Genomic DNA, 24,931 nt, shown 5'->3' with positions numbered 1-24,931 from the left:
GGGCGGGGCGGGGGCTCCCGTCCTCACCGCCACCCGCCGGGCGGAGCACTACCTTCCCCTTCGAGCCTGGCGCGAAGCGACGGAGGACGCACGTCGATGGGAACACGCCCCTCGTGGGATGAGCTGGAGGCCGAGGCCCGCGAGCGCTTCGGCGTGGAGGACTTCCGCCCCGGCCAGCGCGAAATCATCGAGGCGCTGATGAACGGCGAGGACGTGCTGGGCGTCATGCCCACCGGCGCCGGCAAGTCGCTGACGTTCCAGCTCCCCGCCCTCTTCCTGCCGAAGACCACCGTCGTCGTCTCGCCGCTGCTGGCGCTGATGCAGGACCAGCACGAGAAGATGCTGGAGGCGGAGATGGACGTCGCGCGGCTCGACTCCACGCTCACCGAGCGCGAGGTCCGCGAGACGACGCTCGAGCTGCGCCGGGGTGAGCACGGGCTCGTCTACGTCACCCCGGAGCAGCTCGAGAAGCCCGAGCGGCTGGAGGCGCTGCAGAAGGCCGGCGTGTCCCTCTTCGTCGTGGACGAGGCCCACTGCGTCTCCCAGTGGGGCCATGACTTCCGCCCCGCCTTCCTGTCGCTGCGCGACGCCATCCGCGCGCTGGGTCACCCGCCCGTGCTCGCCCTCACCGCCACCGCCACCCGCGCCGTGCGCGAGGACGTGCTGTCCCAGCTCGGCATCCCCGACGCGCGCGTGGTGTGCACCGGCATCCAGCGCGACAACCTCTTCCTGGAGGTGTCCCGCACCGTCAACCCCGACGCCAAGCGCGCCCGCCTCCTGGAGTTGCTCGAGCAGCAGGAGGGCACCGGCATCGTCTACTGCGCCACCGTGCGCCGCGTGGACGAGCTGTGGAAGTGGCTCACCGACGCAGGCGTGGACGCCGGCCGCTACCACGGCAAGCTCAAGCCCAGGGAGCGCGAGGAGACGCAAGCGCGCTTCATGGAGGGCGGCCACCGCGTCATCGTCGCCACCAAGGCGTTCGGCCTCGGCATCGACAAGCAGGACCTGCGCTTCGTCGTGCACTACCACTTCCCGGACTCGCCGGAGAGCTACTACCAGGAGGCCGGGCGCGCGGGCCGCGACGGCCTGCCCGCCCGCGCCATCCTCCTCTACCGGCTGGAGGACAAGCGCATCCAGAGCTACTTCCTCGGTGGCAAGTACCCGCACCGCGACGAGTCCCGTCAGCTCTACACCGCCGCGCGCGAGCTGTTCGCCGCCGCGAAGGGGAAGTCCGTCCCCATCAAGCAGCTCGCGGAGGTGTCGGGGCTGGGGCTGAAGCGCACGCAGGTGCTCGTGGCGTGGCTGTCCGGCGCCGGCATCCTGGAGCGCGGCAGCCGCGGCCTGAAGCTCCTGCGCGACTTCGAGAGCCTGGAGGAGCTGGACACCTTCCTCTCCGCCTACGAGGAGCGCCACCGCGGCGACCGCGAGCGGCTGCAGCGGATGATGCGCTACGGCCAGACGACGCAGTGCCGCTGGCACTTCCTCGCGGACTACTTCGACGAGGTCATGGAGGAGGACTGCGGCCACTGCGACAACTGCCGCGAGCGCGCCGCCGGCCACTTCGACGTGCCTGCCCCCGCCGCCGCGGCAGCAGCCCCCTGAAACGGCCGAGGGCCGCGGCCGGAGAGCACGAGGCTCCCGGCGCGGCCCTCTTTCGTCCACCTTCACGGTGGAGCGTCACCCGCTCAGATGGCGGTGATGTCGCTGTTCTGGATGCGGAACTGCTTCGTCGTGAACTTCGCCTCCAGCTCCGAGTCGGCGCGCAGCGTGTAGTCCTTGGCGATTTCCGAGCTGGGGACGAGGTGGAACGTGGCGAGCGCCTCGTCCGCCTTCACCTCCACGGTGACGAAGCCGTGGGCGTCGCCGTCCGCGAAGCGCATGCCGGGGTGGGCCGCCGTCATCGTCTTCTCCAGCTCGTTGACGATGTAGTTGTACACGCTGGTCTGCGAGCCGTAGCCCGCGCCCAGCAGCGCCGTGCCCGCCAGCTCCTTGATGGAGCCGGAGGAGATGGCCGGCGCCGTCAGCGTGGGCACGCCCTGCTCCACCGACGCGAAGGACGCGTGGATGTCACCGGAGATGAACAGCGGGTTCTTCACGCCGGCCCCGCGCAGGTAGCCCAGCAGCGCCTGCTTCTCCGTGGGGAAGCCGTCCCACTGGTCCACGTTGAAGTAGAACTGCTGGCGCAGCGACGCGTCCGGGATGTCCGTCTTGCCCTCCAGGTTGAACACCATGGACGTCAGCGACACGGACGACACGATGACCTTCCACGTGTTGTCCGCGCGGACCGACTGCTGGAACCAGGCGCGCTGCGCGTCGCCCAGCGCGTTCTGCGGGTTCTGCGGGGGCGTGCCGGCCTGGGCCAGCAGGTACTTCACCGTCGCGAACAGGTCGAAGGTGGGCTTGATGACGATGTAGCGCGAGCCCTGGATGCCGAACAGCCCGGCCTTGCCCATGTGCGCGTAGGAGATGCCGCGCTTGGCGCCCTCGGCCGAGATGAGCTCGAGGGGCGCGAGGCCGGCCGCCCGGCGGGCCGGGTTGATGGCCGGCACCACCTGGTTGACGTAGAAGAGCGACAGGTTGCCCTTCACCATGGCACCGGCCTTGGCGCCGGCCTGCTCCTGGGTGAGGCCCGCCTGCATGGCCTGCTGCACGTACGCGCCCAGCAGGCCCTGCTTGTACTGCGCGTAGGCCGCGTCATCGATGTTCACGTACGCGAACGTCGGGGCGACGAGGATGCCCTGCACCGCCGGCTGCACGGCCGCGGGCAGCGCGGGCAGCGCCGCGCGCATCTCCTCTTCGGTCAGCGCCACCGTGCCGGGGTAGGCGTCCTCGGGGATGAGGTGGTCCGGGCGGTAGGTGCGGAAGTCCGTCACCACCAGCTTCAGATTCTTCCCGAAGTCGAAGTCTCGGTAGATGCGCGTGTTGGGGTAGAGGTCCTTCTGCTCGGGGATGGCGACGGCGCCCGCGCTCGAGTTGGCGGTGTCCAGCGGGATGTACTCGAAGAAGGCCTGCTCCGCGTTGCGGCGGCGCTCCTCCTGCTTCTCGTCCGTGAGGCCGTCCGTGTACGTGGCGGTGGCGCCGAAGCAGTCGTCGGAGAACTCGTGGTCGTCCCACATGACGATGAACGGGTAACGCTCGTGCACCCGCTGGATGACCTCGTCCTTGCGCAGGTTCTTGTAGAGGTCGCGGTAGTTGGACACCGCGTTGGCCGCGTAGAACGCCCGCAGGCCCGTGCCCATGCGCAGCGCCTTCTCCGGCTCGCTGAAGACGACCGTGCGCAGGCCGTTGGCGGACTGGAAGGACGCGTCACCCGTCGTCTCGTAGATGTAGTCGCCGAGGAAGACGATGAAGTCCAGGTCCGGGTCGAGCTGCAGCAGGCGCTGCCACGCGTTGAAGTAGCGGCCGATGTAGTCCTGGCAGCTGGCGAAGGCGAACTTCACCGGCACGTCCGCGCCAGCGGCCGGCGCGGTGCGGGTACGGCCCGTGGCGCTGGTGAACTTCTGGCCGTTCTTCTCGAAGGTGAAGCGGTAGTAGTACGTGGTGCGGGCGGACAGGCCGGTGACCTTCACCTTGAGGGCGTGGTCGTGCTGCGCCAGCGCGGAGAACTGCTCGTTCAGCACCAGCGTGGCGAAGTCCTCGCCGGTGGAGACCTCCAGCCGCACCTGCGTGTTGGCGCTGGCGTTGTCCGGGTCCACCGCGCGCACCCACAGCACCACGCTGTCGGCGCGCGGGTCACCCGACGCCACCGACTGGGGGAAGTACTTCGCACGGTCATCCGACGGCGCCGTCCCGTTCTCATCATCCGAGCACCCGAACGCGGTGCTCGCCGCGACGGCGACGACGGCCTGAAGGAAACTGCGACGCTTGAATTGGTCGAACAAGGCAGGACTCCGAAAAGCGCGGGTTGGGAAACTTGGCGCGCGGAGTCTAAGTCGCTCGTCTGCCCTCCAGGAAACATCCCGGCTCACGCCACCTCACAACGCGGCGTGTCATCCACCAGCGGTACGGGCGTGTGAAGCCAGCGGGAGAAAAGAGAGAGGGCCGGCCCCCCACTTCGGGAAGTCCGGCCCTCGAACTCACACAGCGGGCCCCGGAGGGCGCCGCTGCCGGGCGCGTCTCACTTCACGGCCTTCACGCGGGCGCGCTTCTCGCTGCCACCACCCTCGGCCGGGGCTTCCTCGGCGGCGGGCGCGGCGGCGACAGGGGCCCCCTTGTTGATGCCGTACTTCTCCAGCACGCGGGCCTCGATGTCCTTGGCCACCTCGGGGTGCTCCTTGAGGTAGTCCTTGGCGTTCTCACGGCCCTGGCCGATGCGCTCTCCGTTGAAGGAGAACCAGCTGCCGCTCTTCTCCACGATGTTCTCGTTGGAGGCCAGGTCGATGAGGTCGCCCTCACGGGAGATGCCCGTGCCGTACATGATGTCGAACTCGACCTCCTTGAACGGGGGGGCCACCTTGTTCTTCACCACCTTGACGCGGGTGCGGCTGCCCACCACCGACTCGCCGTTCTTGATGGCGCCGATGCGACGGATGTCCAGGCGCTGGGACGCGTAGAACTTCAGCGCGTTACCGCCCGTCGTCGTCTCGGGGTTGCCGAACATGACGCCAATCTTCATGCGGATCTGGTTGATGAAGATGACGCACGTCTGGCTCTTGGCGATGGTGCCCGTCAGCTTGCGGAGGGCCTGGCTCATGAGGCGGGCCTGCACGCCCATGTGCGCGTCGCCCATCTCGCCCTCGAGCTCCGCCTTGGGAACGAGCGCGGCGACCGAGTCCACCACCAGCACGTCGATGGCGCCCGAGCGCACCAGCATCTCCGCGATTTCCAGCGCCTGCTCACCGGTGTCCGGCTGGCTCAGGAGCAGGTCATCGGTGCGCACGCCCAGCTTGCGGGCGTAGCCCACGTCGAGCGCGTGCTCCGCGTCCACGTAGCCGCAGATGCCGCCACGCTTCTGGGCCTCGGCGACGATGTGGAGGCACAGCGTCGTCTTACCGGAGGACTCCGGTCCGAAGATTTCGATGATGCGGCCCTTGGGAACGCCACCCACGCCCAGGGCGATGTCGAGCGAAATCGAGCCCGTCGAAATGGCCTGAACATCCCGCATCAGCGGCTCGTCCTTGCCGAGCCGCATGATGGAACCCTTGCCGAACTGGCGCTCCACCGCGGACATCGCCAGCTCGATTGCCTTTTCCTTCTCCGTATTCACGGCCATTTCTCGTCGCTCCTTGTATTGGCGGACCACCCCGGTCCACCTGAACGCGCTTTTAGTACGCGATGGGTAGACCCTAGTCCACCCCTCTGACATCCGTACTGCATCCTGCTTCTCAGCTCTCGCGGAGGGCAGCCAGGAAGACGGCCACCAGCCCGGCCAGCCCCGCCCACATCCCCGCCGGAGTGTCCGCTACGAGCGGAAGTCCCACGGCGAGGACGGAGACGAGCGCCAGCAAACCGAGGCCCAAGCGGTATACGGGGGAGCGCGGCGGGGCAAGCCACAAGGCCATCAAGGCCAGCACGGCCAGACCTACCTGGGTGGTGACCAGGCTGTCGGGCCCGCCCGGCCTCGTCAGCTCCTGGATGGACTGCATGCCCAGGCCCGCGATGAGCACGCCCACCGGGAGGAGGGCGCCGGGGCCGGGGGCCGCTCGTGCCCGGCCATGGGTGCGCAGGTGCTCCAGGTCCTCCGGGCGGACCTCCAGGGCATAGGGGTAGCCCAGCGACAGCAGCGCCTCCACCGCCACCGCGCGGCACGTGCGGCCCCGGGTATCCACCAGCCCCTCCAGCTTCCCGGTCTCCAGCAGCCGGTGGAAGGTGTCCGCCACCTGCCGGTCCCCGCCCGCCTGGCCCATCTGCTCCAGGAGGGTGTTCAGCCGTGTGGCCAGCTCCGGGCGCTCGGCCTCCGGCACGCGGCGGACCTGCTCCGTCAGCACCAGCACCGGCAGCGGCAGGTCCAGCGGCGGGGTGGGCTTGCCCGTCAGCGGCTGAAGGTAGGGCGTCTGGACGAGGGGGGGCGCGGGCCGGGCCTTCCGCGGTGCCTCTGAAGGAGGCAGCACGGCCTCGGGCTCCGGTTCGGGCTCCGGCGGGCTCCAGGCGGCCACATCGGGGAGCCGGGCCTCCGCCGCGTCCTCGTCGAGCCTTTGCGTGGGCGGATGTAGGCGGGGAGAGTCCGGCACGGGGAAACTGTAGCCACGGCCCCCGGTGGGGTTCAAAGCGGAGTGGCCCGCAACTTCCAGCGGGCAACGGGGTTGATGTCGGACGTGGACGTGGATTCGGACGCGCAGGCGATGCTGAAGGTGGCCGCGGGGGACCGGCGGGCTTTTGCCTGGCTGTTCGACCGCTACCACGGGAGCGTGGCGCGGTTCGCGCTGCGCTTCGTGGGGGACCGGGAGCGGGCGGAGGAGCTCACGCAGGACATCTTCGTGAAGCTCTACCGGAACGCGAAGGCCTACAAGCCGACGGCCCGGTTCAAGACCTTCCTCTTCCGCGTGGCCACCAACCACTGCCTCAACGAGGTGAGGCGGGGCGAGTACCGGGTGACGCACACGTCCTCGGAGACGCCGGAAGGCGAGGAGACGGGAACGGTGGAGATGGCCGGACCGGAGGGAGACAGGCCGGACCAGGCGCTGGCGGGACGGGAGCTGGAGCGGGCGGTGGGCGCGGCGCTGGCGGACATGAGCGACCGGGAGCGCGCGGCCTTCACCATGTGCCGCTTCGAGGGCATGGCGTACCGGGACATCGCCGAGGCGCTCGACGCGAGCGAGGCCGCCGTGAAGAGCCTCATCCACCGCGCCACGCTGGCGGTGGCGCGAAGAATCGAAGAGCTGCGGGCGGGCACCGCGCCCGCGAGGAGCAGGGCATGAGCTGTGGTTTCGAAGAGGACCTGACGGCGTACGTGGACGGGGAGCTGCCCCCCGTCCGGCGCGCGGAGGTGGAGGCCCACCTGGGCACCTGCGGCGGGTGCCACGCCACGCACGCGCTCCTGCGCGACGCCGTGGCGCGCGTGGCGGAGCTGCCCGCCTTCGAGCCCTCGCCGGCCACCCGGCGCGCGGTGCTGGCGAAGCTGGACGCGTTGCCGGAGCCATGGTGGGCGCGGCTGAGGGCGCTCCTGCGCCCCGCGGTGCTGGTGCCGTCCGCGGGGCTCGTGGCGGCGGTGGCCGTGGCGCTGGTGGTGGTGGGCTCCGGTTCCGAGGCGCCGCCCGAGCTGGCGGACCCGGCGGTGATGGAGCTGGCCGCCAACCTGGAGCTGGCCGAGGACTACGAGCTCTTGGGGCTCGACAGCGCCGAGGACCTGGAGGTCGTCGCGAACCTCCACGAGCTGGAGGTGTTGCAATGAGACGGCTGGCTGCTGTGGCGCTGGGCATGGCGCTGCTGGCGGGCGCCCCGGCGCGCGCGGAGACGAAGGAGCCCCGGACGGCCGCCGAGCGCTTCGAGCGGATGACGCCGGAGCAGAAGGAGGCGCTGCGCGCGAAGCTTCGCGAGTTCAAGTCGCTGCCGAAGGAGGAGCAGGAGCGCATCCGAGGCAACCTGGAGCGCTGGCGTCAGCTTCCGCCCGAGGAGCGCGAGCGCATCCGCGCCAACCTGCGCGAGCTGAGGAAGCTCAGCCCCGACGAGCGCCAGGCGCTGCGGGAGCGGGCGCGCGAGCTGAGGAAGCTCAGCCCCGAGGAGCGCGCGCAGCTGCGCCAGCGCATCCGGCGGTACCTGCGCGAGCATCCCGAGAAACGCGAGCAGATGCTGGAGAACATGCGCCGCTGGCGGCAGCTGTCGCCCGAGCAGCGCCAGGAAGTACGTGAGCGTCTGCGCGAGAGGCGGCGCCGGTGAGCCGCGCCCTGCCCTTCCTGCTGCTCGCCTGGGTGACGCTCGCCGCGCTCCCCGCCGCCGCGCAGGAGCCGCCGCCTCCGCCGCCTCCGCCTTCCGTTCCCGCGGATGTGCCTCCTCCCCGCGAGGTGCCCCGCGCGCGGCCCTCTCTGTCCGAGGAGGACCGCGAGGTGGTGGAGAACCTGGAGCTGCTGGAGAGCATGGAAGCCACCGAGGATCTGGAGCTGCTCATCGAGCTGAGCCAGGAGGAGTGAGCTGGCCGCCCACCTTCCGCGTCAGCTGGAATCCTGTAATCGAATTGCGCGCCTCTTGGGTGGGAGGTGACGCGGGGGCGTCTCGCGGTACACTGGGGCCATGCACGTCGCGGTCCCCCGCCCCGTCGAGGTGCCCTCCCGCCGCTTCGGCAGCTATCAGCTGCGCTCACGTCTCGGCTCGGGTGGCATGGCCGAGGTGTTCCTCGCGGACGCGGTGGATCCACGCGGCCAGCCCTTCAGCGTGGCGCTCAAGCTGATGCGCAAGGACGTGCCCATGGAGGTCTTCGCCGACGAGGCGGACCTCATGGGCCTGCTGGTGCACCCCAACCTCGTGCAGCGGCTGGAGGTGGGCGAGGCCTTCGGGCGGCCGTTCATCGCCATGGAGCTGCTGGTGGGCGGGGACCTGGGCGGGCTCATCCGCACGTTGCGCCAGCAGCAGCGGCCATTCCCCACCGGCATGGCCGTGCACGTCTGCATCGAGGTGCTGCGCGGCCTCGCCTACTTCCACCGGGCGCGCACGCGCAGCGGCCGGCACCTGGGCCTGGTGCACGGCGACGTCAACCCCGCCAATGTCTTCTTCTCCGGCGAGGGTGAGGTGAAGCTCGGCGACTTCGGTGTCGCGCGCTCGCACAGCGTGGACATCGGCCCGGCGGAAGGCGTGGCCGCGGGCAAGCTGCACTACCTGTCTCCAGAGCAGACGCGCGGCGAGCCGCTCACCCCCGCCTCGGACGTGTTCGCCGTGGGCATCATGCTCCACGAACTGCTCCTGGGCCGGCACCCCTTCCGGCGCGAGGAGACGGACCCGGACGTGGTGATGGCCATCATCCGCGCCGCGCGGCTCCACCTGCCGTACACGCTGGACCGCACGCTCGCCGCCATCCTCCGCAAGGCCCTCGCGCCGGACGTGGTCAGCCGCTACCACACCGCGGGCGAGATGGCCGGCGCGCTCCTCACCTGGGCGCTCGACACCGGCCACGGCCTCACCCGCGAGGACGTGCGCCCCTGGCTCGCGGAAGTGCTCGGCCTCATCGGCTGAAGCGCGGAGGCCATGGACTTCAGGCCGGTTGCTCCGAGGGAGGCGGCTTCCAGCGCTCTCCCGGCCGAGGGAAGAGCCCCTCCTGCCTCGAGAAGATGCCGGTCGGACGGAGCTTCTCGAGCACCTCGAGCTGCCGCTGCTTGAGCACGCCCGGCTCCGCCTTCCACGGTGCGTCGAGCAGGTCCAACGTGACGACGCCGTTCGCGCCTGCCTTGACGACACCGCCACTGGCGCGCAGCACCGGCTCGCCGCCCATCAACGCGACGAGGCGCGGCCCCAGGAACGTGCGGGCGAAGAGCGTGTCCGGCCCATCTTCCAGGTAGGCGCGGGGGTGCTGGAGGGCGCCCCGGTTCATCGCGAGGTCGGCAGGAACTCCCTCGAACCCGATGTCCACCAGCCCGTACTCGACGGGCAGGGCTTCGGCGAGCGTCTGGGCGAAGTCGAAGAGCAGCGCCGGGTCCTCGGGGCGCAGCCGCATCTGGCTCTTGAGGACCACCCAGCCGGGACTCCGCTCGCTCGTGCTCCACGTGGCGACGTAGCGAGGCTGCACCACCCGCCGCAGCGACGGCACGGGCGGCGACTCCGTCATCCGGGCCTCGTCGACGAAGCGAGTCAGGTCCTCGCGGACATAGTCGTGGCGGAGGCTGTCGCTCTCACCCCAGTGGCTGGGAGCGAATGTAGGCTGCGCCTCGAAGGCCGCCAGCAACCGCTCCTTCCATGCCCACGGTGAACCCGGGAAGAGCAGCTCGATTTGCACCTGGTCGATTTCGGCCACGGCTCAACCGCCCATGAACATGACCATCTTGATGGCGCCGCTCTTGTATTCGACGCGGAAGATGTGCGAGCCCTGTTCCCACGCGTCGTAGAACGGCTTGAACTTGTCCGGCGCGCGGATGGCCTGGCGCACCTGGTCGCGCGTCATGGAGAAGCTCAGTCCATGGGGGAGCGGTCCTGGATAACCGGGCTCGCCGTCCATGGACGCCATCAGGAAAAGGGTGGTGACCCGGTTCGTGGTGCTCTCGGTGAGCAGGTTCACTCCCTGGGCCTTGAAGATGTAATAGATGGTCTCGGGCGCCCCCAGCTCCTTGTCGACCTTCACCGGTCCTAGCGTCTTCACGAAGGCCTGTACCTCCGGCGACTCGTACGGTTTGCCGATGAGTTCTCCTAGCTTCGATGCATCCATCATGGCTTCCCCAGGCTGTGCGGCCATCCAGGTGTCTCAGAGCACTCCCGCGTTCTGGAGGAACGTGCTGAGATCCTTGTCATAGAGGCCGATGTCCTCGTTCCGCTTGTCCAGCGTCTTGAAAGCCGCGTCAACCTCTTCCTTGGTCTTCCCGGACTGCCGGGCCAGTTCGTCACCGACGGCAGCCATGTCCTTCTGCGCGGCCTTGCGCAGGTCCAGAGCGTCCTCCGCGATTTGTTCCGAGGTGTTCCTTCCAGCGTAGGTGCGACTGCTGCCACTGTGCACGGCATGCGGCTCGGTGATGGACGTCAGGTAGTTCTTGAGCTTGGTGGCTTCCACATCCGTCAGCTTGCGCTCGAGGTGGTCCTCGCAAGCCTTCCGGCTGGCGGCGAATGACGGAATATGGTCGTTGTCGAGCTGGTCACCGACCACGGAGCGCTTCGTCTGGCTCCCATAGGAGTCGACGTCGAGCGGCTTGACGTTCTCGACGGGGGTTTTGCCATCGACATGGTTCGGGTTGCCCCGGTTCGTGTGCATCAACCCCAGGGCGTCGAAGTGCACCAGGGGATTGGAGGGATACGCGTACAGGTTGAGGCCACCCGCGAGCCCCAGGGGGTCGCTCTGCAGGTAGCGACCGAGCGCGGGGTCGTAATACCGGAAGCGGTTGTAGAAGAGCCCCGTCTCCACGTCGTGGTAGTGGCCGGGCAGGCGCAGGGCGAGTTCCACCTCGGAGTCCGCTGACACCTCCGTGTGGCCATAGGGCTCGATGCGCGTGGCCCACCACACCACCCGCCCGCTGTCGTCCTCCACGCGGCAGGGGACTCCCGCCTGATTGCTGAAGACGGTGTAGACGCGGCCCTGCTCCGGCGCCGCCTCCACGCTGTCGTAATCCACGAAGACGATGGGAACGATGGCGTCGTGGGCCGCGTACCCGTAGAGGCGCAGGCGCTCTTCCGGTGACACCTCCGCCGCCAGCCGGTCTCCGTCCCAGTGGAACCAGGTCTGCCGTGCGCCCCGGCCACACCGGATGCGCCGGCCCAGCGCGTCGTACGCCGCGGTCCAGGGCTCGCCCCGTGCGTCGTCGATGCGCACCAGCATGTCCGCGCTGTCGTAGGTGTAGCGCGTGCGCGTGCCATCGAAGGCATGCCGCTCGGCGAGGTGGTTGCGCGAGTCGTAGACGAACTGCTCGTCATTGGCGGCCGCGAGCCGGTTTCCCGCCTGCAGGGTGACACGCCGCAGGCCCGGCTTGCCGAGCAGGTTGCCGCTCGGGTCATGGGCATAGGGGCAGGAACCCTGCGGCCCCTCCTCCCGCACCAGTCGGTGCTCCGCGTCGACCGTATAGCGCGTCTCCCCCGCCACGTTGTCCCAGACGCCGACGAGGTCGCCCTCCGCCGAGTAGTCGTACCGGGTCCACTGGGAGTGGAGCATCCCGTCGTGGGTGGACTTCCAGACGAGGCTGGCGAGCAGCCGCCCCTTGTCGTCGTACCGGGTGAGCTCCCGCGTCCCGTTCGCGTGCTCCCGCAGCACCAGCCCCGTGGCGTCCTTCCAGAGGAGATGCTGGCGCCCGGTCGGGTCGACCAGCCGCTGCCCTCCCTCGGCCTCGGAGGCATGGAGCGACCAGACGAACCGCTCGAGCACGGCCGTGCGGCGCACGAGCGGCGTCTGGACGTGGGTGACGCCCCTTCCATCCCGGAGGTCGTAGCGAAGGTGCCCGGAGTCCTCGCGCCGCAGCCGGACGTCATGGGCCTCGGTGGAGGCGCGCGTGGGCCAGCCCCGTGCGTCGTAGGCGAGGACGTGCTGGCCGCCCGAGGCCAGGTGCCGCACCTCCATCCGCTCGCCGGGCGTGTGCTCGATGCGCATCAGCACCCGGCCGTGCCCGTCCCGCTTCTCCACGAGGCGGTCTCCCGCGTCCCAGGTGTACTGCTCCTTGAGCACGCCGTGGCGCCAGACGCGGAGGATGCGGTCCTTCTCGTCGTAGTCGAAGGTGCTGACTGTGCCGCCGGGGTCGGCGACCCGCGTGACGGCCTCGGTGGCCGAGTAGTCGTAGTGCGTCGTGTGGCCCAGCCGGTCCACCTCGGCCACGACGAGGTTCCACCGGCCGATGCGGCGCTCACGCACCCTGCCGTCCGCGTCCCGGTACCACACCTCGTTGCCCGCGAGGTCGTAGCGCCACTCCCGGCCGCGGCCCGCCGCGTCCACCTCCCGCAGCAGTCGTCCCAGGCCGTCATGGACGCGGACCGTCCCCGGTGCCTCCACGCCCTCGCGGCGGGCTCGCACCAGCACGGACAGCCTGTCGCGCAGCTCGGCGGGGACCTGCGACAGCAGCATGGGGGAGGCCCCCGCGGCCGTCTGGGGCAGCGCGTCCAGGGCGCTTCCCAGCAGGAAGCCCGCGGGCGTCTGGCCCTGGAAGAACCGCTCCGGCGGCGGGACGCGCGGCAGCTCCTCCGGAGGTGGCAGCATCCGCTGGTAGGGGTCCAGTCTCCCCACCAGGGCGCCCGCCGAATCGTACACCCACTGCGTCACGCGCCCGCCGGAGTCCACCTCCCGTAGCACGCGTCCATCCGCGTCCACCTCTCGCGTCAGGACGCCACCGTGCGGGTCCCTCAGCTTCCGCAGGGTGAGGTGCTCGTCGTACTGGAAGGTGCTGACGCCTCCCTGGCGCTCGGTGACGCGGGTCTCCCGCTTCTCGGGGTCATACTCGAAGCGCGCCCACCACAGCCCGTCCTCTCCCGAGGTCTCCTCACAGCGGCCCTGCGCGTCGTATCTCCACCAGAAGCTGTACCCGGTGGGAGTGCGCATCCGCGTCCAGCGGTGCGCGTCGTCATACTGGTACGTGTGGCGTCCGCCCTCCGCGTCCTCGGACAGCACCAGGTGCCCCTGGCGGTCGTACTCATACCGGGCCACCCGCCGCGTGCCGCGGGTCTCCAGCCGGAGCACCTCCGTCATCCGGCCCGCGGCGTCGTGGACGAAGCGGTAGCGGCAGGTGCCCTCGGGCGTGCGTTCCGTCACCTCGCACAGCCGCTCGCCCTCGTGACGCAGCTCCAGCTCGGTCCGCCCGGAGCGCACGAAGCGGAGCCGCGCGACGCCCTCCCCTGGGGCGGCCCGCATGACGAGCCGCGGCCCGTAGCCCTCGGAGAGCTCCAGGTCCCCATTGTCCAGCCGGCGCAGCACCACGCCGTGCCGCCGCGTCTCGCGCTGGCCGGGCTTCAGCGGCGCGAAGTCGATGACGCGCCCCTTCGCGTCCTCGTAGCGCCAGGCCTGGTGGAACAGGTGCAGCGTGTGTTGGTACTCGTGCCGGAACCCCCAGCCCAGCACGTCCCGCCGGTCCGCCCGGGCCGTGGTGTAGCGGCGCCGCCAGCAGAAGAGGCCCGAAGGCGGCGAGCGGGCGTCCACGAACTCGTCGAAGTTGGCGCCCGTAATCACGTCCACCGGGTGGCCGCCGTTGCAGTGCACGCCGTTCTGCGCCTTGCGCGCCGCGTACAGCTTCTTCACCTTCGACACCAGCGCCTTCAACATCGCCATGCCCACGCGCATGCCGAGCGCGAAGAGCGAGATGGTCGGCGGCCCGCCTACCAGCACGGGCAGGGGGATGGAGAGCACCATCGTCGTCGGGAGCACCAGGCTCTTGACGACCTTCTTCTTCTTGGGCCGCGGAATGGGCGGCATCCCCAGGTCCTGGCAGCTCAGCGCAGGCAGGGCGAGGTGGCTGAAGGCGTCCCCGTCCACGGACACGGTGGAGCTGCCCATGAAGATTTCGGACTCGTTGGCCGGGGGCTTGATGAAGACGCCGCCCATGGGGATGTGGGGCGGCAGCGCCATGCCCGAGGTGCCCGCCTGCGCCCGAGGCAGTCCCCCAATCAGCACCGTCGCGCCCAGGATGGGCACGTAGTCCATCGGGTCGAACACCATGCCGATGTGCGGGTGGGGAATGGGGACGGGAGGCACCGGGCCGGGCGGCTGGATGATGTGGATGTCGATTCCCAGCAGCGGGTCCAGGTGCTTGGCGGCGGGCATCATGACGGCATCCCCCGGGAGGCGGAGGGCCGCCAGCGCGGCCCCAGGAGCTTCTCCATTTGCTGCATGAGCGGCGACGCGTGCTCGCGGTACTGCCACGTCCGGGTGAGCCGCAGCAGGCCCTCGCCCAGGTAGCCCAGCGTGGACGAGCGGCGCGTCTCCTCGTCCATCCGCTGCCCCACTTTGAGGCCCTCCATGCCGCAGCGCCACGAGGCGTCGTGCATCCGCGCCAGCTCGTGGCAGTAGGCCGCCATGCGCCAGCACTCCAGCAGCATCCGCGTGTCCTGGAGCTGCTCGGCCAGTGGCACGGTCTCTTCGTACACCGCCGCGCCGCGCCCGTAGGCCGCCGCCGCGACGAACCCGGCCCCCAGTGCCAGGCGCACCTTCAGCCGCAGGGCCGGCGCGGTGGGCTCGCCCCGCGCCTGGGCCTCCAGGGCCGCCGCCTCCGCCTGGCGGTAGACGCGGATGGCCTCCACGGGCCTGCCCACGGCCAGGTAGCCAGCGCCGAGCGCGAACCAGGAGGCCACCAGCAGGTGGCCCCACTGCTGCTGGTGCGCCACGGCCGCGGCCTGGGCCGCGAGCTGCTCCGCGCGCCCCAGATCCCGCGCCTCGATGGCGCGCCCCAGCTGCACGAACAGGTGGCGGTAGCGGCCCTGGGGCGTGTCCAGCCGCCCCGCGGCGGTGGAGACCTCCTCAAGCGCCGCGCCCATGCCCAGGTCCGCCACCCGGGTGCGCACCCGGCGCGCCTGCCGTCGCGCCACCTCCGCCAGCCGCGGGTCCTCCCGTGAGTCGACGCAGACGAGCCGCACGTGCGGCCCGCGGGCCCGCTCCACCGCCCGCTCCACCCACCGCGCCCACTCCTGGGCGGGGACGTCCCCCTCCGGTAGCAGCACCAGCACCAGGTGCCTGAACAGGGGCTGGTGGTGGGCATGGAAGGAGGCGGCCGTCTCGTGGAACACGTCCACGTCGTCCGCACCGTGCGCGGGCCGGGGGGCGCTCCAGGAGGCGTCGGCGCCCGCGGCCGCCAGCTCGTCGCGCACCGCCGCGTACTGCACGGAGAGGGACTCCGCCAGGGCCAGTCCATACCGCGACGGCTCCTCGAAGGCCGGGGTGAGGCGCAGGAACAGGTCGGGCGTGGTGCCGCTCTCGTGGTCCTCCACCTGGAAGAAGGTCTCCAGCAGCTGCCACTCGCCCTGGGCGAGCACCCAGTGCAGGAGCCGCGCCTCGGGGTCTTCCGCGAACTCGCGCCACTGGGTGCGCAGCCGCTCGAGTCGCCTCAGGATGGGCGCTCGGATGTCTTGGTCCGCCATGTGCCCGGGCTCAGTTGATCTTCACCAGCGCGCCGGTGATTTCGTTCATCGCCGAGCCGGCCGAACTCACCTTCGGTCCGGCCACCGCGACGCCCGTGGGGTCCAGCTTCACTGTGCCGGCGCCCCCCGCGAGCGAGACCTCCACCGCGCCCGAGATTTCAATCTTCGTGGGAGTGAGCGTGATGGAGCAGCCGCCGCAGCTCAGCGAAATCTCGGTGCCGGAGCTCACCGAAATCTTCCCGCTGTCCTCGATGTGGACCTCTCCCGAGCCATGCACCAGCTTGATGTAGCTGCCCGCGTCGAGCTCCACGTGGCCGCCCTCGAAGGTGAAGGTGGTGGGGCCCTGGGTGAGCTGGTGCTTCACGTCGGCGGTGACCAGGCGCTCGGCGCTCACGGTGAGCTCGTCATTCGTGGTGACGGTGGTCTGCCGGCCGGCCTCCAGCGTGACGGTCTCCTTGCCGGTGACCTTCTTGTCGCGCGTGCCGCCCACCGAGTACGTCTCCTTGCCGTCCACGGTGAATGTCCGGTTGCCATTGACGGTGATTGTCTCGTTGGCCTTCACCGTCTCGGTCCGGTTCTGCTCCACGGTGACCGTTTCGTCCTTCTTCACCGTCTTGGTGCGGTTGCCGGAGACCGTCATCGTCTGCTCGCCGCCGACGCTCTCGGTCTGGTTCACCTTCACGGTGTTGGTCTGGTTCTTCTCCACCGTGTTGGCCTGGTCATTGTTCACCTGCGTGGTGTGGTCGTGCTCCACCACCTCCACCAGGTCCTTCTGCGCGTGGAGGAACACCTGCTCCTCGCCCTTGGCGTCCTCGAAGCGCAGCTCGTTGTAGCCGAGGCTTTTCGGTGAGCTCTGCGTGCGCAGGGTGCTGCGGGTGCGCTCCTCGGGCAGCTTGACGGGAGGCGGGTTGCTGCCATTGTAGACACAGCCGATGACCAGGGGCCGGTCGGGGTTGCCCTCCAGGAAGTCGACGACGACCTCCATGCCCACGCGGGGAATGAAGAGCGTGCCGAAGCCCGGCCCCGCCCAGGACTGTGCCACGCGCACCCAGCACGAGGCCTTGTCGTCCTGAGGGCCCACCCGGTCCCAGTGGAACCGCACCTTGATGCGGCCGTGCACGTCGGTGTGGATTTCCTCTTCCGCAGGGCCCACCACCGTGGCCGTCTGCAGGCCTGGGATGCGGCTGCGCGCCAGCGGGTACTCCGGCCGGAAGGGCACCGACAACGGAACGCACTCGAAGCGGTTCTCGTACCGCTCCCGCTTCGTCCCCTCCCCGGAGTCCTCCGGGGAGAACAGGGGCCGCTCCTCGGGGGCCTCGCCCAGGTGCTCGACACGAGTGATGAGGTAGGCTTGGTCCAGCTCGGCCCTCGCGTGCCCCTGCAGCTCGAAGGTGTACCCCGGGCAGAAGCCCGTCACGTTGCCACGGCCCCGCCCCTTCCGCCGGCTCAACTGCTGCCCCTGGCGCAGCAGGCCGGCGCGCGTGGCCACGTCCTCCTTCGTGTACCGGTGGTTTTCCTTGTCGTACTCCGACAGGGTGAGTTCCGCCGGGTACAGGTAGGACTCCCGTCCGCTCTCCTGCTCCTCCCGAACCTCCTTCGTCAGGTTCAGCTTCGGCCGCGTCCAGTCGAAGTCGCGCACCACCACACCCGTCGGGCGCAGGGTGCTGGACCAGTCGAATCCCTGGAGCGTCTCCACGTGCGCGAGCCCTCCGGCCTGGTTGGCGATCCACACGGGGCCACCGTCCAGCGTGGGGAGGGGCTGGAAGGGCGCGTTGGTGTCCACCAGGACCAGTTCCTCCGCGTCGCCCGCGTGCTCGAAGTAGAAGGCGATGCCCTCCTCCTTCATCAGTCGCAGGACGAAGTCGAGGTCCGACTCCGCGTACTGCACGCAGTACTCGCGCTTGGGGTACTCCCGCTGGAGCGACAGGCGCACCTTGCGCTTGAAGGGGGTGAGCGCCTCCTCCATGACATCCAGGAGCACCTCGGGCACGGACATCTCCTGGAAGATGTACGAGTCGACGCGCTGGGTCAGCTCCCAGAGGGCCGGGACGACATGGACGCGAATCATGGCCTTGTCGGCCAGCGAGCCCAGGTCCTCCACGTGGCGCACGATGCCCAGAATCCTGCGTGACAGCGTGCCGCGCTGAATGCCCAGCGTGCACGAGGCGCCGAGCATCGCCTCGACATCCACAAGGGGTCCGTCGAACACCAGGTCCACCAGGGCCTCGTAGAGCTCGGATAGCCCCTCGCGCGCTTGCACACGCCGCACGTGCCAGGGCGCCAGCGGCGCATCCGCAGAACTGAACGTGTAGCGCACCGCAGACACCGGGTCGCCACCGCCCAGCAGCGAGAGCACCCCCGAGAGGGCCTCGACCGCATCGCCCGCACCAAGGCTCCGGGCCACCTGGGAGGCCGTCGCCGCCACCTGGGCCAACTGCTGGCGGCGCTCGTCGAACACAGACATGAGGGCTCCAACGAGGAGAAGAATTTCGGGTTATGACAGTTTTAGAATCTTAGTGGTTGCAATCGCAAGTTCTGACTGACAACCCAATCTCCCCTGAGGAATGCATGCCATTTATTGGTCATGGTTGACCCGCCAAGCTCGGAAAGTGGGTCAGCCCAGACATCGCAAGAGCGCCTGCGTCCCTGGCTCTCGGAAGTGCTCGGACTCATCGGTTGAAGCTCGGCGCCGGCCACGGCCTCCCGCGGGACGTGCCTGAATCCATTCGCGGAAACGACGAAGCCCGGGCCCCCATGAAGGGAACCCGGGCTCCAATCACTTCATCGGCTTCAGCCGGCGGCTACTCCACCGTCACGCTCTTGGCGAGGTTGCGCGGCTGGTCCACGTCGTTCCCGCGCATCTCCGCCACGTGGTAGGCGAGGAGCTGCAGCGGAATCGTGGCCACCACCGGCGCGAGCAGCGCGCAGGCAGCCGGAATCCGGATGACGTGGTCGGACAGGCTCGCCACGTGCGCGTCGTCCTCGTCGATGACGGCGATGACCTTGCCGCCGCGCGCGCGGACCTCCTCGATGTTGCCGATGATCTTCTCGTAGGCCACGTGCGGCTGCTTCGGGGCAATCACCACCACCGGCATCTTCTCGTCGATGAGCGCGATGGGGCCGTGCTTCATCTCGCCGCCCGCGTAGCCCTCCGCGTGGATGTACGAGATTTCCTTCAGCTTCAGCGCGCCCTCGAGCGCCACCGGGTGCATGGGGCCGCGGCCGAGGAAGAGGAAGTCCTGCGCGTTCATGAACTCACGCGCGACCTTCTTCACGGCCGGCTCGCACTTGAGCACGTCCTCAATCATCTTCGGAATCTGCGTCAGGTGCGTCAGGTGCTCCTGCGCCGCCTGCACCGACAGCGTGCCGCGCATCCGGCCCAGCTTCACCGCCAGCAGGTACAGGGCGACCAGCTGCGTGGTGAACGCCTTGGTGGACGCCACGCCAATCTCCGGGCCCGCGTTGGTGAGCACGGAGAACTCGGCCTCGCGCGTCATCGCGCTGCCAATGACGTTGCAGATGGCCATGGCCGTGGCGCCGCGCGACTTGGCCTCCTTGAAGGCCGCCAGCGTGTCCGCCGTCTCACCCGACTGGCTGATGGCGATGGCCAGGTGCGAGCTGTCGACGATGGGGTCGCGGTAGCGGAACTCGCTCGCCAGCTCCACCTCCACCGGCAGGCGCGCCAGCGACTCAATCATGTGCTTGCCGGCGACGCCGGAGTGCCACGACGTGCCGCACGCGAGGATGGTCACCTTCGTCAGCGAGCGCACCTTCTCCGCGGAGAGGTTCCAGCCCTCGAAGTGGACGTCGCCCTCGGTCAGGAGCATCCGGCCGCGCAGCGTGTCGCTGACCGCGCGAGGCTGCTCCCAGATCTCCTTGTGCATGAAGTGCTTGTGGCCGCCCTTCTCCGCCATCATCGGCGTCCAGTCGATGCGGCGCGTGGGCCGGTTCACCAGCTGGCCCTGGCGGTTGTAGATGTCGACCTTGGCGGCGGTGACGACGGCGAGGTCACCCTCCTCCATGTAGACGAAGTCGCGCGTGTGCTCGAGCAGCGCCGGCACGTCGCTGGCCACGAAGTTCTGCCCCTGGCCCAGGCCCAGCACCATGGGAGACGCGTCCTTGGTGCAGACGATGCGGTTGGGGTCCGTGGAGGTGACGACGGCCAGCGCGTAGGTGCCCTTCACCTGGGCGATGGCCGCGCGCACCGCGTCCGGCAGGTCCGCGCCGCGGTCCAGCTCGTCCGAGATGAGGTGCGCGAACACCTCCGAGTCCGTCTCCGAGGAGAAGACGTGGCCCTTGGCGCGCAGCTGCTCCTTGAGCGACAGGTGGTTCTCGATGATGCCGTTATGCACCACCGCCACGTTCTTGTACGTGTGCGGGTGGGCGTTCTCGTCCGAGGGACGCCCGTGCGTGGCCCAGCGCGTGTGGCCAATGCCGATGTTGCCCGCCGGCTGGTCCTGCACCACGCGGTTCTCGAGGTTGCGCAGCTTGCCCGTGGCGCGCACGACATTGAGCTGGTTGCGGTTCACCACCGCCACACCCGCCGAGTCATAGCCGCGGTATTCGAGCCGCTTCAGCCCCGAAACCAGGATGGGAGCCGATTCCTTGTCACCGACGTAACCAACGATTCCGCACATGTTCCGACCTCTCTCTCACGCCCGCGCCCGCCAGAGCAATCCGGGGCATTCCCCTACACTCATCCAGGGCAGCTGTCTGGCTGCCCTCCAAGCAAGAGCCGCGCCGATCACCCCTTGGGGGGCTTCTGCTGGCGCGCCTTCTTCGCGGCCACCCAGCCTTCCTTGGTGACCTGTGGCGCGCGTGACACAGCGAGGCTCCCAGGAGGCACATTTTTCGTCACCGTGGTGCCCGCGCCGACATACGCACCGTCTCCAATTTTCACCGGCGCGACGAGCTGGGTGTCCGAGCCGATGAAGACCCCGTCCCCCAGTTCAGTCAGATGCTTGTGCACACCGTCATAGTTACAGGTGATGGTGCCCGCGCCGACGTTGCACCCGGCGCCGATGTTGGCGTCCCCGAGGTACGTCAGGTGGTTGGCCTTGGAGCCCTTGCCGATGCGCGCCTTCTTCGTTTCCACGAAGTTGCCCAGATGCACATCCTCGGCCAACTCCGTGCCCGGACGCAGGCGGGAGAACGGGCCGATGATGTTCCGCTCGCCCACCTTCGCCTCCTCCAGCACGGAGTAGGGCTTGATGACGGTGCCGTCCGCCACGGTGGAGGCCGTCAGCACGCTGCCCTGGCCGAGGGTGACACCCCGGCCCACCACCGTGCCGGCGCCCAGCGACACCATGGGGCCGACCTCGGTGTCCGGGCCGATGGTGACGTCCTCCTCGATGTAGGTGGTGGCCGGGTCCTGGATGGAGACACCGGCGCGCATGTGCGCCTCGTTGATGCGCTGCTGGAGCACGCGGGCGCGCGCGGCCAGCTCCACGCGGTCATTCACCCCGGCCGTCTCCGTGGCGTCCGCGTCGATGGAGCCCACCGGGCCCAGCTTCGCCGCCATCTCCACCAGGTCCGTGAGGTAGTACTCGCCCTGCGCGTTCTGCGGCTTGATTTCCGCCAGCGCCTTCCAGAGGAAGGCCGCGTCCACCGAGTAGATGCCGGCGTTGCACTCCTTCACCTTGCGCTGCTCCGGGGTGCAGTCCTTGTGCTCCACGATGCGGACCACCTTCCCGCCCTCGCGGATGACGCGGCCGTAGCCGGTGGGGTCCTCCAGCGTGGTGGCCACCAGCGCCAGCGGGCCGCCCGTCTTGTCGTGCGCGGCGATGAGCGCCTCCAGCGTCTCGCGGCGCAGGAGCGGCACGTCGCCATAGAGGATGAGGACGCGGCCGGAGTAGCCCTTCAGGGCCTCTTCCGCCGAGCGCACCGCGTCCGCCGTGCCGCGCTGCTCACGCTGCAGGGCGAAGCGCAGCGGGGCATTGGGGAAGAGCGCGCGGACCGTCTTCTCCACCGCCTCCGCTTGATGGCCCACCACCGGCACCACCGGAGAAGCGCCCAGTTCGAGGGCCCGCTTGAGGGGATACGCGCAGAGGGGCCGCCCGAGGATGGGGTGAAGGACCTTCGCCTTCTCCGACTTCATCCGCGTGCCCTTGCCCGCGCACAGCACCACCGCCGCCAGAGCTGTCATGCGGCGGAGAATTAGGGTCAGGGCATCGACTCGTCAACCGCACGGGACTGCGAAGGTTCCGGGGTGTCCACCGGCTGCGCTCCCGCGCTCACGGCCACCCCCAGCGTGTTGCTCTGCACGGTGATGCCGAAGCAGGGCTTCAGGAAGACCGTCACGGGCGCCGGGGTGGAAACGGACCCGGGCGGTGTCTTTTTCTCGGACGTGGCAGGCGTGCTCATACGCTCCCCCGATTCCGGTTCAAGCTGAGCGAAGGATGCACGCACTCTGAGAACAATCCAAGAGGAAAGTTGCTGCTCCGTTGAAATCCTGGAGAAGGGCGGCCGGTTCGTGCATACCGGGAGTCCTGTAGTCCGACAGGCGCTCCGGAGTCCCGACCCCGCGGGGTGGGTTTCTGTTTCCCGGGTAACACAGTACCCGCCCCGACGGCCAGGACAGGGACATCCCAAGAGCGCCAGGAGGCTGAACCGGTGAAGGACACGAGCTTCGGAAGTGAAGCCTCGCGCCGGAGCGCGCGCGTGGGCCTGATGGCGGTGCGGGGACTGGCGGCGGCGGTGCTGCTGCTGGCGTGCGCGGCGCAGGCGGCGCGGCCCTATCGCGGTGGCGCGGTGGCCACGGCCTACCCGCAGGCGAGCGCGGCGGCGCTGGAGATGCTGGAGAAGGGCGGCAACGCGACGGACGCGGCGGTGGCGGCGGCCTTCGTGGCGGCCGTGGTGGGGCCCTACCACTCGGGCGTGGGCGGCGGCGGCTTCGCGCTGGTGCACGACGGGAAGAGCGGCGAGACGAAGGCGCTGGACTTCCGCGAGGTGGCGCCCAAGGCGGCCACGCGGGACATGTACGTGAAGGACGGCAAGGTGGTGCCGGGGCTGTCCACGGACGGCCCGCTGGCGGTGGCGGTGCCGGGCGCGGTGGCGGGCTACCTGCAGCTGCTCAAGGAGCACGGGAAGCTGCCCCCGTCCGTGGTGCTGGCGCCGGCCATCGCCGCCGCGCGCAAGGGCATCTGGGTGACGCCGCGCTACCACTCCATGGCCAACGGGCGGCTGGAGTGCCTGCGCAGGGACGCGGAGGCCTCGCGCATCTTCCTGGTGAAGAGCGAGGGGGGCACGCTGGAATTGCCGCCGCTGGGGCACGTGCTGAAGCAGCCGGACCTGGCGCGCACGCTGGAGGCGGTGGCCAAGGGCGGCGCGCGGGCCTTCTATTCGGGCCGGGTGGCCAAGGCCATCGCCGACACGGTGCAGGCGGGCGGCGGCGTGCTGACGGTGGAGGACCTGGCCGCGTACAAGACGCGCCCCCGTCAGCCGCTGGAGGGCGGCTACCGTGGCCACCGCATCCTCACCATGCCGCCGCCGAGCGCGGGCGGCGTGGCGGTGCTCCAGGTGCTGGGCGCGCTGGAGAAGCTGCGCCCCCAGGGCATCGCCTTCAAGGACCCGGAGGCGCTGCACCTCTACGTGGAGGCGGTGCGCCGCGCCTACGTGGACCGGGCGAAGTACCTGGGGGACCCGGACTTCTCGGACGTGCCCACCGCGCGGCTGGTGTCCCCCGGCCACATCGCGGACCTGGCGGGCTCCATCGACCCGAAGAAGGCCACCGCCAGCCTGTCGCTCCTGCCGCAGTCGCCGCGCACGCAGGGCTCCACGCTGACGGACAAGCCCGCGGTGCACACGCCGGAGCCGGAGAAGAAGAACACCACGCACATCTCCGTCATCGACAAGGACGGCAACGCGGTGGCCCTGACGACGACCATCAACTACGGCTTCGGCTCGTGCGTCGTCGCGAAGGGCACCGGCGTGCTGCTCAACGACGAGATGGACGACTTCGCGGCCCAGCCCGGCGTGCCCAACGCGTACGGCCTCGTCACCGGCGAGCCCAACGCGATTCAGCCCGGCAAGGTGCCACAGTCCTCCATGACCCCCACGCTGGTGTTCAGCAAGGAGGACCCCAGGAAGGTCATGCTCGCGGTGGGCAGCCCCGGCGGCTCCACCATCCCCACCACCGTCATCCAGGTCATCAGCCACGTGGTGGACGGCGGCATGGACGTGGGCCGCGCGGTGAACGAGGGTCGCCTGCACCACCAGTACCTCCCGGACGAGCTGTGGGTGGACAAGTGGGGCCTGGAGCCGGCGACGCTGGCCACGCTGGAGGCCCGGGGTCACAAGATTCGCCGGGTGGACCAATGGGGTGACGCGGAGGCGGTGTTCGTCGACCCGAAGACGGGCCTGCGCTACTCCGCGAGCGACCCGCGCAACGAGGGCATGTCCCTGGGGCAGGATTGAGCGGTGCCCGAGCCCGTACCCATCTTCGACGCGCACCTGCACCCCGAGGGCCTGAGCGACCAGGACCTGGAGTCCATGCGCTTCTTCGGGGTGGAGCGGGTGCTGGTGGTGGCGCACCACTTCCCGGAGCCCACCTCCAAGGCGCTCCTGCGCCACTTCGATGACCTGGTGGAGCGCCAGCTCCCCCGCTTCGAGAAGGTGGGCATCCGCGCGTACGCCGCGCTCGGCGTGCACCCGCGCTGCATCCCCCGGCGCGGCCTGTCGGAAGTCCTCTCCGCCCTGCCCGACTACTTCCAGGGCGGACGCGTGGTGGCCCTGGGCGAGACGGGGCTGCACGCGGGCGGCGAGGAGGAGGAGGAGGCCTTCCTGGAGCAGCTCGCGCTGGCGCGCGGCCTCAAGCTGCGCGTGGTGGTGCACACGCCCACCACCGACAAGGAGCGCCACACCCGGCGCATCCTCACGTTGCTGCGCCAGTCCGGCGTGCTGCCCTCGCGCGTGCTGGTGGACCACGCCAACGCGCGCACCGTGCGCACCATCCTCGAGGTGGGCCACTGGGCGGGGCTGACGCTGCACCCCGAGGCGCTCAAGGCCGAGCGCGCGGTGGCGCTGGTGCGCAGGCTCGGCAGCGAGCGGCTGGTGCTCAACTCCGACGCGGGCGACGGCGCCGGCGACATCCTCGGGCTGGCGCGCATGGCCAACCTGCTCGCCAAGGCCAACCTCTCCGAGCGCATCGTCCGCCGCATCGCCCGGGAGAACGCCGCCCGCTTCTTCCAGGTGGGTGGCGAGTAGCCCAGGCGCGCCCCAGCTTCTCACAGCCTGGAGAGGCGCACTTTCTTGCGACGAAACGGCGCGCTCATCGTCATGTCTGGAGGAGCACGTAGCGTAAGGCAGGGCCGCCCCGCCCCGC

At 69.8% G+C, this 24,931-nt stretch carries 19 protein-coding genes; 8 read left to right on the top strand and 11 right to left on the bottom strand.

All coding sequences use genetic code 11. The annotated features are described in order from the left end of the window. Positions 1-96 precede the first annotated feature (96 nt). Positions 97-1,602 (top strand): RecQ family ATP-dependent DNA helicase, encoded by a 1,506-nt coding sequence (locus HG543_RS32150; RefSeq protein ID WP_169348737.1) that lies wholly within the window; start codon positions 97-99, stop codon positions 1,600-1,602. Positions 1,603-1,685: 83 nt separating this feature from the next. On the opposite strand, the gene HG543_RS32145 is transcribed toward HG543_RS32150, so the two are convergent. From HG543_RS32145 to HG543_RS32135, 3 genes are all read right to left on the bottom strand, one after another. After that, positions 1,686-3,881: an alkaline phosphatase D family protein gene (locus HG543_RS32145; RefSeq protein WP_169348736.1), complete on the bottom strand. Its 2,196-nt coding sequence runs from the start codon at positions 3,879-3,881 to the stop codon at positions 1,686-1,688. A 236-nt stretch (positions 3,882-4,117) separates the two neighbouring features. After that, positions 4,118-5,212: a recombinase RecA gene (recA, locus tag HG543_RS32140; RefSeq protein ID WP_169348735.1), complete on the bottom strand. Its 1,095-nt coding sequence runs from the start codon at positions 5,210-5,212 to the stop codon at positions 4,118-4,120. 112 nt (positions 5,213-5,324) lie between these two features. Further along, entirely contained in the window at positions 5,325-6,170 is an 846-nt protein-coding gene (locus tag HG543_RS32135; RefSeq protein ID WP_169348734.1) for a hypothetical protein, read from the bottom strand. Positions 6,171-6,212: 42 nt separating this feature from the next. Between HG543_RS32135 and HG543_RS32130 the strand changes: the two genes are divergently transcribed. The 5 genes from HG543_RS32130 to HG543_RS32110 all read left to right on the top strand — a co-directional run bounded on the left by HG543_RS32130 (position 6,213) and on the right by HG543_RS32110 (position 9,102). Next, positions 6,213-6,857 (top strand): RNA polymerase sigma factor, encoded by a 645-nt coding sequence (locus HG543_RS32130; protein WP_343073489.1) that lies wholly within the window; start codon positions 6,213-6,215, stop codon positions 6,855-6,857. After that, positions 6,854-7,330 (top strand): anti-sigma factor family protein, encoded by a 477-nt coding sequence (locus HG543_RS32125; protein ID WP_169348733.1) that lies wholly within the window; start codon positions 6,854-6,856, stop codon positions 7,328-7,330. Before HG543_RS32130 ends, HG543_RS32125 begins: the two co-directional genes overlap by 4 nt. After that, positions 7,327-7,815 carry a DUF3106 domain-containing protein gene (locus tag HG543_RS32120; protein ID WP_169348732.1) on the top strand — a complete coding sequence of 163 codons (489 nt, stop codon included), beginning with the start codon at positions 7,327-7,329 and terminating at the stop codon, positions 7,813-7,815. The genes HG543_RS32125 and HG543_RS32120 overlap by 4 nt, the downstream gene beginning before the upstream one ends. Then, on the top strand, positions 7,812-8,066 hold the full coding sequence (locus tag HG543_RS32115) for a hypothetical protein (protein WP_343073488.1): 255 nt from the start codon (positions 7,812-7,814) through the stop codon (positions 8,064-8,066). Before HG543_RS32120 ends, HG543_RS32115 begins: the two co-directional genes overlap by 4 nt. A 100-nt stretch (positions 8,067-8,166) precedes the next feature. Then, complete coding sequence (locus tag HG543_RS32110) at positions 8,167-9,102, top strand: serine/threonine-protein kinase (protein WP_169348731.1); 936 nt, start codon at positions 8,167-8,169, stop codon at positions 9,100-9,102. Positions 9,103-9,121: 19 nt separating this feature from the next. Here the strand turns inward: HG543_RS32110 and HG543_RS32105 are convergent, their stop codons facing one another. The 8 genes from HG543_RS32105 to HG543_RS32070 form a co-directional block, all read right to left on the bottom strand. Continuing rightward, positions 9,122-9,877, bottom strand: a complete 756-nt coding sequence (locus HG543_RS32105) for a hypothetical protein (protein WP_169348730.1) — start codon at positions 9,875-9,877, stop codon at positions 9,122-9,124. Between the two features lie 3 nt (positions 9,878-9,880). Next, complete coding sequence (locus tag HG543_RS32100; protein WP_500690505.1) at positions 9,881-10,285, bottom strand: DUF6392 family protein; 405 nt, start codon at positions 10,283-10,285, stop codon at positions 9,881-9,883. 36 nt (positions 10,286-10,321) lie between these two features. Next, positions 10,322-14,302, bottom strand: a complete 3,981-nt coding sequence (locus tag HG543_RS32095; protein ID WP_169348728.1) for an RHS repeat-associated core domain-containing protein — start codon at positions 14,300-14,302, stop codon at positions 10,322-10,324. Beyond that, entirely contained in the window at positions 14,299-15,609 is a 1,311-nt protein-coding gene (locus HG543_RS32090; RefSeq protein ID WP_169348727.1) for a hypothetical protein, read from the bottom strand. The genes HG543_RS32095 and HG543_RS32090 overlap by 4 nt, the downstream gene beginning before the upstream one ends. Positions 15,610-15,619: 10 nt before the next feature. Next, complete coding sequence (locus HG543_RS32085) at positions 15,620-18,073, bottom strand: type VI secretion system Vgr family protein (RefSeq protein WP_169348726.1); 2,454 nt, start codon at positions 18,071-18,073, stop codon at positions 15,620-15,622. 337 nt (positions 18,074-18,410) lie between these two features. Continuing rightward, positions 18,411-20,246: a glutamine--fructose-6-phosphate transaminase (isomerizing) gene (gene glmS, locus HG543_RS32080; protein ID WP_169348725.1), complete on the bottom strand. Its 1,836-nt coding sequence runs from the start codon at positions 20,244-20,246 to the stop codon at positions 18,411-18,413. Between the two features lie 107 nt (positions 20,247-20,353). After that, complete coding sequence (glmU, locus tag HG543_RS32075; RefSeq protein ID WP_169348724.1) at positions 20,354-21,754, bottom strand: bifunctional UDP-N-acetylglucosamine diphosphorylase/glucosamine-1-phosphate N-acetyltransferase GlmU; 1,401 nt, start codon at positions 21,752-21,754, stop codon at positions 20,354-20,356. Positions 21,755-21,771: 17 nt separating this feature from the next. Then, complete coding sequence (locus HG543_RS32070; protein ID WP_246357447.1) at positions 21,772-21,909, bottom strand: hypothetical protein; 138 nt, start codon at positions 21,907-21,909, stop codon at positions 21,772-21,774. A gap of 312 nt (positions 21,910-22,221) precedes the next feature. Between HG543_RS32070 and ggt the strand changes: the two genes are divergently transcribed. Both ggt and HG543_RS32060 read left to right on the top strand, forming a co-directional pair. Further along, complete coding sequence (gene ggt / locus HG543_RS32065) at positions 22,222-24,024, top strand: gamma-glutamyltransferase (protein ID WP_371876532.1); 1,803 nt, start codon at positions 22,222-22,224, stop codon at positions 24,022-24,024. Positions 24,025-24,027: 3 nt separating this feature from the next. Next, the gene (locus tag HG543_RS32060) at positions 24,028-24,813 is read left to right on the top strand and encodes a TatD family hydrolase (protein WP_169348722.1); all 786 of its coding nucleotides are present in this window, start codon (positions 24,028-24,030) and stop codon (positions 24,811-24,813) included. Positions 24,814-24,931: the final 118 nt, after the last annotated feature.

The sequence above is a fragment of the Pyxidicoccus fallax genome (genome assembly GCF_012933655.1).
Taxonomy (GTDB): Bacteria; Myxococcota; Myxococcia; order Myxococcales; family Myxococcaceae; genus Myxococcus; species Myxococcus fallax.
The sequence above is the reverse complement of the archived record's forward strand: the minus strand, read 5'-3'. Positions and strand labels throughout refer to the sequence as shown.